This is a genomic window from Salinisphaera sp. C84B14 (assembly GCF_040361435.1).
GTDB lineage: Bacteria > Pseudomonadota > Gammaproteobacteria > Nevskiales > Salinisphaeraceae > Salinisphaera.
The window spans coordinates 1-10,676 of record NZ_APNL01000034.1 but is presented as its reverse complement, the minus strand read 5'-3'; the positions used below and the strand labels follow the sequence as shown (position 1 = coordinate 10,676).

Sequence of the window (10,676 nt, the reverse complement as noted above, 5' to 3'; positions counted from 1 at the left end):
CACGCGTTTTCACACAGCCTGGGCCAAAAGCAGTCATTTAGCCGTCGGAATTTAAGAGCGCATACCACCCAGAAGAGAGTTCAATCGCACGCGCGATAAATCCTTGAAATTCATCGCGGAACATAGCCGTTTGCGTCAGTCCAACAAAAGCAGCGGGCTGGGCTCGTCGTGCGGCACTACTAACGTGAGTGTTTGTTTGGCGCGACTCAACGCGACGTACAATAAGCATCGAGATTTTACGGAATCGCTGAAGGTGCGACGATCGCACGGCATGATAATCGCGTGATCGCATTCCATGCCCTTAGCCTTATGGATCGTGCTAAGCGCTTTATCCGGCGGCATTGGGCGGCTGAAGGCATGGCGCCGGTTTATCTCGCGTAGCGCGCTCAATGGATCAGGGAAGTCGCCGAGCGTGATTGCATCTCGAAACTCGCGGCGATAGTCGATTTTGATGTCCGTGAACCCACCGAGGCTGTCGGACATGAACGAATCTAATAGCTGCAAGCATCGAGAGACGCCGATGTGGTCGGGACGATCGATCAACTCTTGAGCCATAGTTTGAAGCAGCGCTGGCTTGCCTCGGGCGTTCGATACGCATTCTTCGCGGACCTCTTGCGCGAAACGATCCCCGTGGCTCCCATTCGCGAATCCTTTGCACGTTCTTTGTAAAAAGGTAACCGTGGCATTGGCGAGCGCCACAGCGTTGCCGCGATCATGCTCGAGCGCAAACAAAAGGTCAGTCAGGGCGTAGCGCGTGTGACCCTCCCAGATTGGATAACGCCGATTCCAGAAAACCCGTAGCGACTTGACCGTATCGTTATTCCGGCTGAGCACCAGTATGCTTGCTAGCCGGTTCACTTTTGCGTCGATGGGTCTCCGGTCATCGGGATCGAGCCGGAAGTCATTGTGCCGTTGGGCATTATTTGCGACTCGAATTACTTCTAAACCCTCGGGCAAGGGCTCACGAAGATCAACCGCTTCATCATTTTCGAGCGCTTCACGTGCTCGTAGTATCCATTGCCCAAGATTGATTGAACCGTCGCGCCACCGATGAGGAGTACTCAACGTGCTGATCGCTCCCTTGTCGTCCAGTTCGTTCCAACGGACTTGGTCAGCCGTGCGCTCTGCAGCAGTTCTATTGCCATAAAGAGTCTGCATTCGATCGCCAAACAGCCTCATTACGGCACCGGCGCCGTGCAACGACATCATCAACTGGTGCTGTGCCGTACTTGAATCCTGGTGTTCGTCACCAATAACGATTGGGTAGCGTTGCGCCAGTGCGTTCGCGACCATAGGCTGGCTTATTAATAAGCCAGCCACACGCTCGGCGATGACTGCGAAGTCGCCTTGGTGGCTTTGGGCCCAAGCGGCTGGATCAGACGGCAAGTCGAGTGACCGATGGTAGATGCGGGCGATTTCAACGATGAACGCATCGAGCGTTTTGATCTCAACGCGCTCGCCCGCATTATGCGTCGCCGCTGCGAAAACGCCGCAGGCGGCGTGGGTATGTGTAAGGATTAATACCCGCCCGCGATCCAAGTGAGCCAGCGCCCGAGCAGCGTAGTGGGCACCTTGGTATGTCTTGCCGCACCCGGCCGGCGCACATACGGTCACTAGACGCTCTCGCGAGTCCAGCAGCGCAGCAATTTCGTCGTCATCCATAATTGATGTCGTCAATCGTCGGCAGATCAACGGCTACGCGAATGGCATTAATGTGTGGCAGCAAAATGTCTCGTAGCGCAGGCCAGACTCCAAATTCAAACATGTGGCACGCAAGCTCACGGCCGCCTAGCTCGGATTTGAACCAGTGCTTTGCATGAGCTTTCCACTCCTTTCGCTCAGACCGATCGGCAGTTTCTCGCACCGTACCGGTCGCAGCCTCAACAATGAGCTGACGAAGTTTAAGGTCGCTGCGCGCGCAACTCGTTTCAATATCGTCAATCGCTTTGCTTTCAGAGCCGATTCGAGTCGCAAGCGTTCGCATCCGATCACCGATGAAATCACCGTCTTCGTCACATAGAAGGCTATGTAGCTGCTCGTCGCCGATGGTTGCGATCACGGCTTCTTCAGTACAGCCGTGTGGCCACCGGAAAAGCTGTTCGCCCATGTTCGCCTTTAGGTCAGCCCATTGCCCCTGGGCATACCCCTCGTCGTCCGCAAACCCTCCGAACCTCAGGCCTGCGCTGCTTAGAGACTTGAGTAGCGCTAACGTGGAAGAGTTGCCATGCCCATCAGCCAGATGAATGCCGTAATCGCGGTAGTCTCCCGCGATTGCGCGTTCAAGAAGTACTGAGAGGAATCCTATCTCCGTAACTCCCTCGCAGATCACGGTGAGTTTGGCGAGAAAGGTCTCGGGGTCACGCTGCTGTTGCCGTGCGATCTCAGCACCGTCGATCTCACCTATTTGGCCGCCTGAATCGAGATACCAGAGATGAGCGCCCGTCATTGCGGTGATAGTGACCGCGCTATGCGTAGTGACGAAACCTTGTGCGCCATCATTCAGCAGCGAACGCGTTAGATTTCGCAAGCGATAGGGTTCCAGCCCGCGCTCGATCTCGTCGATAACCGTTATTCGCGTCTCAGCTTCGGTTGCTTTTGCGATCTGGAGCGTAGCCATACGGCGCGTGCCTGATCCCCAACTCGCAAGTGGCAATAGGGTTCCGTCGGTATGAGTTGCAAGCAATCCTGTGAGGGCGCCCACTGAAAGCCCTTGGCTCGATGTCAGTCCCAAGGCTAAGTTGTGGGGCAAGTGTTCATCCGCGAGGGTCTGATCCAGTGCGGCCAATGCCGCGGTCGATTCATCTCCTATTTCATCGCGTAGGTCAATCTCCGAAAGACGACGACCGACTCGACCTCTTAGCGCCGGATCGGCAACCAGCCGATCCAGTGCCGAGCCATAGACGAGTCGCAGATCTCGATCGTTACGCGTGTCGTTTGTCAGGCGTACGATACCAATTCTGCGACGCACAGCCGCTGATAATGAATCCGTTTCCTCATTAGGTTGGACGATCTCCCAACTCATCTCGAGATCGGCGGTTCCGATCGCACGAATGCGGTATACGGGCTCACTATTTGCAGCGCCATCGTCATCGGCAGATGGAATGACCGCCTCATGGCCGTTCCACCGCCAGGGCCAGGCAAATTTTCGCTGGTGACCGATCTCGGTAGAGTCCGGCAGCGAGATGATCGCCTCAATGGCGAATTCATCGTCATGCTGCCGCTGCCAGTAATCGGATTCAGACACCGAGACATGATTGGAAGGATGTAACAGTAGTTGGAGAGCATCGAGAATAGTGGTCTTTCCCGCGTCACCACCTCCAATCAAGACATTCATCCCCGGTGCCGGGGTCCATTCGAGCGTTTCGATCCCGCGAAATCGCGTGATTTTCAGTTTATAAATGCGGGCTGAGTCCGGCATCTTGTTCTCTAGTTCGACGACGCACTATCGATGCTACATCAGCATCAGTAATAGATGAGCCAAGAGCATACGAGCCCGTGTTCAAACCTCAAGATGTCCGCTTTGGGCCCAGGCTGTGTGAAAACTCACGGCGGTTGTGGGCCGGCTGAAAACCGACGCTCTGTACGCCCGTTGACGCCACGATCGGCTACTGGGCAGGGGTAGACGACCCGTTGGAAATGCCAATAATCAGAGTTTTCACACAGCCCGGGTCGAGACGCGTCCTTGGGCCATAGTCGAATGGACTCCACCGTTCAGTCGGCGCAGGCGGCCGCCAGCATGATGCCTGCGTCTTCCGTTCAGCCCGATTCAGCGGGGTCGGTGAGCTTGGCGTATTCCTCGAACAGGAAAGCCGCGCGATCGGCATCGCCCGAAAATTTCTTCCGGGAATAGGCCGCATCCACCACGCGATCAAGGGATTGGTGCGCCTCAAACAGCGCCGGCGGCATGGTCAGTGGGTCGTAGAGAGCCGCCAGCGCAGTCTCCGGATACTGGGCCCGCGCATCGAGGACTCCCTGCGCCGCCGCGTCAACCGCGCCGTAACGCCTTGCTGAGATCGATTGCGGCCAGGGGAAGTTGTTGTAGACGATGTCTTTGGAATACCGAAAGTCGCTTTTCAACCGCCCACAGGTATAGCGCATCCAGGCCATGTGCATGGCCGACGTGATGACGCCGAAGTGAAACAGGCTGGCAGCCGGGATCGCATTACAGCTATCGGCCACGATCTCGTAGCGCGAGAAGAAACCGAACGGCACATAGAGTCGACGTTCCGACGAATGCCGCGGCACGAGGATGTAATCGCTGTCGGGTTGGGCGATCTGGCAAAAGACGGACGGTGTCTGCGCGAATCGACGGGTGCTGGCGGCCTTGCTAGCTTCTCGAAACGCTTTGACGGCCGCGATGCGTTTACGCGTGTGCGGACAGGCGGCGAGAACTTTTGGCGGGCATTCCACCAGCCAGAGGCAATAGCGTTTCTGGTTGTTCAGGAACTGGCGGGCGCTTATGAAGGGCAGCACATACGGGGCGATCGCCGGCTCATTTTCGATCAGCTCGTTACGCTCATCCTCGCCAAGCAGCAGGTTCCCGCCGTCGCGAGGCATATTGCCGAATCGCAGCTTGGGTACATCGCACAAAGGGGTTGATCGATTCGGGAGAAATACGGTCGGTGCGCCGACCAAGTATGGGTTGATGTTGTCCACCGTCATCGCATCGGGTGCACTGTCGACTGTCTGGTAGTCGTAGAGAATGCGCGGCCTGATCGTATCCAGACCGAACCCGATGATCACGCAATGTACGGCTGCCGCGCGGCGGGCTTCGTTGGACCACCGAAACGTTCGGTGGGCAAAACGTATTGACATGCCGAAGCCTTGGACCATTGGACGCCAGAGTAGACCTACTTGCTCGCCCTGCGTAATCGAGTTGGTCGATACAAAGCCCACGTCGATGCTGGTGCCCTCGACATACTTGGCGGCGCGCCAGTACCAGCAGGCCACGAAGTCGAGCACCCCGGCGCCTTTGAGGTCGGAAAAGGTCTTCGCCATATCGGAGCGTGCCGAGTCGGTCATTACCATGGCGCCGGAGAAGGGCGGGTTGCCGATGATGTAGCTCAGCTCGTTCTTGGGTACCACATCCTCCCAGTCCAGACGCAATGCATTGGCGTTGTGGATATGGGGTGTCGCCTGCAACGGGATGCGGGCGAAGTACATGCCGAATTCTTCGCCGACCTTAACGTTCATCTGGTGATCGGTCAGCCAGAGCGCAACCTCGGCGATGCGCGCGGGAAATTCCTCGATCTCGATGCCGTAGAACTGATCCACGTCGACCTTAATGAAGTCTTCAACGTCCAGCGAAAGCTGTCCGGAACCGGATGCAGAGGCGCGCAGGACATCGAGTTCGAGTTCGCGAAGCGCATGATAGGTCACGACGAGGAAATTGCCGCAGCCACATGCCGGATCGAGGAATTTGAGGGTACGCAGCTTACGATGGAAGTCGGCTAGTTTGTGTTTGTTGTGTCTGATCCGCTCGAACTCGGCGCGTAGTTCATCGAAAAACAACGGCTTGATAAGCTTCTCGATGTTCTGCTCGCTGGTGTAGTGCGCGCCGAGGTCGCGCCGCGCTTCGTCATCCATGATCGACTGGAACATGGCGCCGAATACAGCCGGGCTGATTTGGCTCCAGTCGAGGCTGCAGGCGTCGAGCAACGCGTCGCGCATTTGGCGGTCGAACGCCGAGATAGGCAGACGCTCAGCAAAAAGATCGCCATTCACATAGGGAAATTCGGCGAGCTGTTCGTCGAGGTTGGCCTGGCGTCGATCGTGAGGGGTGTTGAGCACCTGAAACGCATGCGCGAGCTTGCCACCCAAGTCCGATCCATCTTCGGCCGTGCGATCCTCCAACCACAGTCGGAATGACTGGGCAGGTTGGAAGATACCGGTGTCTTCGGCGAACAGGCAGAACAGCAGGCGCACGAGCAGCATTTCGAGCTCGTGCCCCTGATAGCCGGTCTCCTTGAGCCGATCGTGCAAGCGGCCCATGCGCTCGGCCGCCTCGATGTTGACCGGATCTTCTGGGCGAAGCACCTGGGGCTTATAGCCTGCGATGAAGCTGAACCGCTTGATCTGTTTCGGCAGCTCGGCGAGCTCGAACTCGGCTTCGGTATCGTTGACGAGATCGTGCAGGCGGATGCGGGCGAAGTCCGACACCACGATGTACTGCGGTAGATCTCGTGGCTTGAGGTAAGTGGTGTAGTCAATGGCCTGGGTGAAGGCGGAATCCAGATTCTTGCCCCGGGATTTGTGCTCGGCAATGAGCGTTCCAGGCCAGAAGCAGTCGATATAGCCGCCGGCATCACCGAATTTCTCGACATGCTTTTCAAACGTTGCGACCTGACGACGTTTAACGCCGAACACGTCGAAAAAGTCGTTCCAGAAAGTCTGGGCTTCGGCGCGCTCGCTGCTCGCATTCGCCCACTCGTGCGCGAAGGCTGTCGCCCGGTCGCGGATATCATTCCATGCTAGAGGCAAGCTCCCTCTCCCCTGTGCTCATCATTCAGCTGGGCGGGCGATAAAGACGCCCCGCCTGTGTGTGCATTGTGTCGAACCCCCGTCGCCGGGCCAAACTGGTGAGTTAGATAACGCCGAAGCTCAGTTGCCGCCGGAGCGACCGTAGGCTACGGAGGCGGTCAACTGCAGCGACCTGTTGAGTAGCTTTTTATCGCTCACGCTCACGAATCAGCTGGTATAGAAGCGGCGACAGAGATCTCGGATCTTCGAATTCAAACAATGTATTGAGAATATTCAATCCATCGTGAGTATCGATAGCGGATGGCAGCTGCGCCAATTTGATCGAAACTACTCCGCCACCTTCCCTCACTTGCCGGGCAATACTTACTCCTCCCGCACCGCAATCCACGTTCAGCTTCTGGTGCCAATTTTCTAGGTCAGCCAAATCTATCCCTTGACGCAGCCTGACCTTAACGTTCGTTTCTCGGGCTTTTTTACGCATCCGCAACTCACTTTTTATAACCAACGCTAAGCTGCGTCGCCTGTCGGCTCATGCCGAGCTTGCGCGACAACGGCGTGACTGTGCAATCTAGCGGCGGCAAGAATACTAAATTCTTTCGCGGGGATACGCGTCGCATTGGTAGGAGTGGTCATTCTCAGCGCCGATCTACATTAATGGCGCGATATGACGTCGGGTCGTACGCGATCGCCACAACGGGTGCTAGCGATTATCCGGAGCCCAGGCAGATCGATAAGCTACATACATTACGGCCGCTTTGGGTCGCTACCGGCCACACGCGGACCCCTCTCTTCGGCCAGTTCTAACTGTCGATGACATTGGTTCTCTTCAATCCTAATACTTCAATCAGGCCGGGGTGAACTCGAAACCGGGTGGCAGTAGCGTCGAATTGCGCGCCAGGATCTTTATATTTGAAAACGTATTCAGATCCACCATATCCACCGCCGCCAGGCCGATAGAAACCTAAGACTGAAAACTCAAAAAGCTGTCTAAGAACCTCTAATGGGGCTTGATTATCGTCATCGAGCCCTTGATCGGACCATTTTGACATAAACGTCTCCTTGTCGAACTGCCATGCACCGATCGCTTTTACTACCTCCAAATAACGCTCGTAACCGGGTAAGTGTTTGTGAATTTCGTCATCCAGCTCTTTGAGAAAGTATTCGCTGTAACCATGTCGTGCATTATTGATGTCGACATTGTCGATTTTCCCTTCATCACATGTTTCATTTTTTATCCGCCTTTTGTATTGGGACAAAATCAAGTTACAGAATTTGATGGCGTCTCTTGGCCGTAAATAAGTCCTATCTGTAATGTGATTGTATTTAGACTGACGGCCGGTCATTTCTTGGTCCTCGTCAAAAATATTGCCCCACGTTATCTTTTCGTTTTTCTCGCCTAACCGTAGAGTAAAACGTTTTTCCATCAAGTCCTTAAGTGTTCGTTCGGTCCGTGGGGTGTCCCATTCGATAAGGCAAGCGAAATTTTCAGTAATCTTATTCTTATCTTCGAAATGAAGACTGTTGTATATATCGTCTCTCAAGAAAATCGCTATGAAGACTTTTACACCGGCTTCGCGAGCTGCGGTATTAATATCGCGGCATGCTAGGAGCAAGCCGATAAGCCGGTTTTTATAATCATCATTCTTTGGATCGTATCCTAGATCTAGTTGGTCAAAAGCGACTAGATATTCGTTATCCTCATTTACAGATGAGAGGATAAGATGTTGTAAGTTCTTGTTCACGTCTTGAACGACTGTTGGCAGCTCCTTTATCGGAACGCGCTCCGGCGATACGCCCGCTTTGAGGGCTTTTACGTCTATCTGAAAGTACGGGTTTAGGCGCATCTCTTTCGTCGGCGTAAATATTTGCGTGAGGTCAGGATCTCGGGACCCATATGTATCGACAACGAACCGTTCAATTGGAGCCATGCATTCCATGCTGCGGTCGTTATGGGGTAGAGATTGGTCTTGATTAAGAATAATTTTGGCTAAACTCAGATAGATCAGATATTTCCAGCTGTGCGTGAACTTGTCGTAATCTGGAATGCCGGCGCGTGCTTGCGCATCGTGGTAGTGCCAGGGGTAGTCTGAAAAGGTATGGCCGTATACAAACGTTTGGGCTTGATCCCTAGAGAGGAGCTTCTTGTAAATTGCCGTTTTGCCGGAGCCTTTTCTTCCCGTTATCAGATAACGTGAATGCGCTAATACCGCTTCAAAAGCTTCGTGCCCTTCGAAAACTTGGAGGAGAAGATCATCGTTGTCGGCATCGACTGCGCCGAAATTTTCTATAGTTGATATTTCGTACATGAGAACTCGTTAGGTATCGAGAAAGGCTGCTAACAAGAATGCCATTCAGGCAGTGGAACGGAAAGGTGAGCGATGCCTGCTTATGGCATGCCTTCGAGAAAGCAGTAGGATCGCGAACTCAAGAAGTGTCGCGGTCATGTGCTATGGGGTGGCCGCTGTGGGTCGGTACCAGCCCTCTGCGTGGCGCTAACAGTATGCAGATGGTTAGCGCCGCCGGCGGTCCATCGAAACGCACCGAGCACTAGACGCGATTTCTGATTTAGATACGCGCTTGGCTCGTTTGACTGGTTCAAAATAACTTGGCTCTTTTAGATCGTGTTTCGAGTTATGAGCCGTGCGGCTGAAGAATAGCGCGTTTGAGTATACCTAAAAGAGCCACGCAAGCACGTCCTATTCGCGGCCCTATCGTTGGATTTGTACCTGTTCTATAATTTGTATCTAACTTAGTATTGGGTGATGGTAATGAACACTCCGAAACAGCGTACTATTCCCGTTTCCGAGAATGGGCGCATGAACCTGCCTGCGGATATGAGGCGCGCATTGGGCTTGGCAGGCTCGGGCCACCTAATCGTGAGTCTGATCGATAACGAAATCCGTATCACGACGGCAAGCCAAGCCCTGAAACGCGTACGAGAACTTGCGTCCCCTTTCAAACCTTCGGGCGCGTATGCCTCCGACCAGCTGATCGAGGATCGGCGCGAAGAATCGGTACGCGAAAACGACGAACAGGACGCATCTGCTCGTGGATGATGTGGTACTCGACGCGTCCGCGATTCTGGCCCTGATATTCGACGAGCCGGGCAGCGATCGGGTGGAGGCTCATTTACCGGGCGCGCTCGTGTCGACGGTCAATATCGCCGAGGTCGCAACACGCTTGCTCGCTTTTGATATGCCAGTCGAGACCGTCGAGACCGTGATCGACACACTTCAGCTGTCGATCCAGGTATTCGACTACGATCAAGCGTTGGCTGTCGGTCAGCTACGATCGGTTACGCGATCCGCTGGCCTCTCGCTGGGCGATCGGGCGTGCCTGGCCCTAGCCAAGGCTCGGAACACACGCGCCCTCACCACGGATCGAGCGTGGGAGTCGATCGCCGGCGAGGCCGCGGTCGATGTCGAGCTTCTGCGCTAACTGTGAACCTATGAAAGTCGCTCGCCTCTATCTGCGCGTGAGTACAGACGGCCAGGATCTGCAGCGCCAGGAACGCTTGATCGCCGAAGCCCAGGCTGCAGGACATTATGTCGCCGGTGTTTACCGGGAGAAAGCTTCCGGTGCCCGAGCGGATCGTCCGGAGCTTTTACGCATGATCCACGATCTGCAGGCGGATGAGATCGTGATCGCGGAGAAGATCGACCGCATCAGCCGCCTTCCCTTGGAAGACGCTGAGAAGCTGGTGGCCACTATTCGCGCCAAAGGCGCGAAACTGGCAGTGCCCGGAATCGTCGATCTGACCGAGGTGTCGGCTGAAGCCGAGGGTGTTTCAAAAGTCGTACTCGAATCCGTACAAGACATGCTGCTCAAGGTGTCGCTGCAGATGGCTCGCGATGACTATGAGGACCGGCGCCACAGGCAACGGCAAGGCATCGAGATCGCTCGAGAACAAGGGAAATATCGCGGGCGCCGGCCAAACAAGGCATTGCACGAACGAATCATGGCCTTGCGCAAAGGTGGTTACAGTATTGCCGAGACCGCGCGGCTAGCGGGCTGTAGTACCAGTCAGGTCAAACGGGTCTGGTCAGGCCGACCAGGTCACCGTTTCATATCGCAGCCATAAGCCGGAGCACAGGTTCTACGATCGATTAACGCAGTGTGCTTCTTTTGGGCAGTAGCGCGACCGCTATCCCCCCCCCAACCGAGCGGTGTTATCAGGTATCAGCCTGGGTCGCTAC

General features: G+C 55.2%; 8 protein-coding genes. 3 read left to right on the top strand and 5 right to left on the bottom strand.

Annotated features, from left to right (window positions below; genetic code table 11):
• Positions 1 to 135: 135 nt before the first annotated feature.
• The 5 genes from C84B14_RS17740 to C84B14_RS17720 form a co-directional block, all read right to left on the bottom strand.
• A complete protein-coding gene (locus C84B14_RS17740; RefSeq protein WP_353226056.1) occupies positions 136 to 1,662 on the bottom strand; it encodes a UvrD-helicase domain-containing protein in 1,527 nt (508 codons plus the stop codon).
• Positions 1,655 to 3,418 carry an ATP-dependent nuclease gene (locus tag C84B14_RS17735; protein WP_353226054.1) on the bottom strand — a complete coding sequence of 588 codons (1,764 nt, stop codon included), beginning with the start codon at positions 3,416 to 3,418 and terminating at the stop codon, positions 1,655 to 1,657. Before C84B14_RS17735 ends, C84B14_RS17740 begins: the two co-directional genes overlap by 8 nt.
• A gap of 338 nt (positions 3,419 to 3,756) precedes the next feature.
• Positions 3,757 to 6,480, bottom strand: a complete 2,724-nt coding sequence (locus tag C84B14_RS17730) for a DNA methyltransferase (RefSeq protein ID WP_353226052.1) — start codon at positions 6,478 to 6,480, stop codon at positions 3,757 to 3,759.
• Positions 6,481 to 6,667: 187 nt separating this feature from the next.
• Complete coding sequence (locus C84B14_RS17725) at positions 6,668 to 6,961, bottom strand: hypothetical protein (protein WP_353226050.1); 294 nt, start codon at positions 6,959 to 6,961, stop codon at positions 6,668 to 6,670.
• 319 nt (positions 6,962 to 7,280) lie between these two features.
• Positions 7,281 to 8,786, bottom strand: coding sequence for a P-loop ATPase, Sll1717 family (locus C84B14_RS17720; RefSeq protein WP_353226048.1), 1,506 nt, complete (start codon positions 8,784 to 8,786; stop codon positions 7,281 to 7,283).
• A 462-nt stretch (positions 8,787 to 9,248) separates the two neighbouring features.
• On the opposite strand from C84B14_RS17720, the gene C84B14_RS17715 reads away from it, so the two are divergent.
• The 3 genes from C84B14_RS17715 to C84B14_RS17705 are packed head-to-tail and all read left to right on the top strand — an operon-like array spanning position 9,249 to position 10,561.
• Positions 9,249 to 9,536 (top strand): AbrB/MazE/SpoVT family DNA-binding domain-containing protein, encoded by a 288-nt coding sequence (locus C84B14_RS17715; protein WP_353226047.1) that lies wholly within the window; start codon positions 9,249 to 9,251, stop codon positions 9,534 to 9,536.
• Positions 9,529 to 9,918: a type II toxin-antitoxin system VapC family toxin gene (locus C84B14_RS17710; RefSeq protein WP_353226045.1), complete on the top strand. Its 390-nt coding sequence runs from the start codon at positions 9,529 to 9,531 to the stop codon at positions 9,916 to 9,918. The genes C84B14_RS17715 and C84B14_RS17710 overlap by 8 nt, the downstream gene beginning before the upstream one ends.
• A gap of 10 nt (positions 9,919 to 9,928) precedes the next feature.
• Complete coding sequence (locus C84B14_RS17705; RefSeq protein WP_353226043.1) at positions 9,929 to 10,561, top strand: recombinase family protein; 633 nt, start codon at positions 9,929 to 9,931, stop codon at positions 10,559 to 10,561.
• The last annotated feature ends 115 nt before the right edge of the window (positions 10,562 to 10,676 follow it).

What these genes read in the sequence shown, in the direction of transcription:
- C84B14_RS17740 (WP_353226056.1), bottom strand. Translation starts at nt 1,662, where the DNA reads ATGGATGACGACGAAATTGCTGCGCTGCTGGACTCGCGAGAGCGTCTA.
- C84B14_RS17735 (WP_353226054.1), bottom strand. Translation starts at nt 3,418, where the DNA reads ATGCCGGACTCAGCCCGCATTTATAAACTGAAAATCACGCGATTTCGC.
- C84B14_RS17725 (WP_353226050.1), bottom strand. Translation starts at nt 6,961, where the DNA reads ATGCGTAAAAAAGCCCGAGAAACGAACGTTAAGGTCAGGCTGCGTCAA.
- C84B14_RS17720 (WP_353226048.1), bottom strand. Translation starts at nt 8,786, where the DNA reads ATGTACGAAATATCAACTATAGAAAATTTCGGCGCAGTCGATGCCGAC.
- C84B14_RS17715 (WP_353226047.1), top strand. Translation starts at nt 9,249, where the DNA reads ATGAACACTCCGAAACAGCGTACTATTCCCGTTTCCGAGAATGGGCGC.
- C84B14_RS17705 (WP_353226043.1), top strand. Translation starts at nt 9,929, where the DNA reads ATGAAAGTCGCTCGCCTCTATCTGCGCGTGAGTACAGACGGCCAGGAT.